This is a genomic window from Caballeronia temeraria (genome assembly GCF_001544795.2).
Taxonomy (GTDB): domain Bacteria; phylum Pseudomonadota; class Gammaproteobacteria; order Burkholderiales; family Burkholderiaceae; genus Caballeronia; species Caballeronia temeraria.
Genome location: NZ_FCOI02000128.1, coordinates 1 through 539, shown reverse-complemented (window position 1 = coordinate 539; position 539 = coordinate 1). Strand labels below are relative to the sequence as shown.

At 61.4% G+C, this 539-nt stretch carries 1 protein-coding gene; it reads right to left on the bottom strand.

Going from position 1 to position 539, the window contains the following annotated elements; all coding sequences use genetic code 11:
* On the bottom strand, window positions 1–539 hold a 539-nt coding region (locus tag AWB76_RS38750; protein WP_157696353.1), incomplete at both ends, for an AMP-binding protein.

The window sequence follows — 539 nt, the reverse complement described above, 5'->3', positions numbered from 1 at the left end:
ACGGTCAGCGTTCCAGTGTCGCCCAGCGCTTCACGACCGGCGGCGTCGGCGAGCAGCAGTCGTGGAGTGGCATCGGTGAGGATGTGACTCAGGCGTTCGCCGGGATACGCGGGATCGAGCGGCACATAAGCGCCACCGGCCTTGAGTATCGCCATCAACGCGATGATCATGCCGATGCCACGCTCCATGCACAGCGCCACGCGATCTTCAGGACGCACGCCCAACGCGATCAGATGATGCGCAAGCTGATTGGCACGCGCGTTGAGTTGCGCATACGTCAGCGATTCATCTTCGAACACCAGCGCGATCGCATCAGGCGTGCGCTGAACCTGTTGCTCGAAGATCTGATGGATGCACAGATTCTCCGGATACACCGCCGCCGTGTCGTTCCAGCGTTCGAGTAACGCGTGTTCTTCGGGCAGCACGAGTTCGAGCGCGTGCAGCGGCGCATCGGGTTGATCGAGCGCTTGTTCGAGCAAGCTCGTGAAACGCGCACCGAGGCGGGTGATGGTGATCTCATCGAACAGATCGGTCGCGTA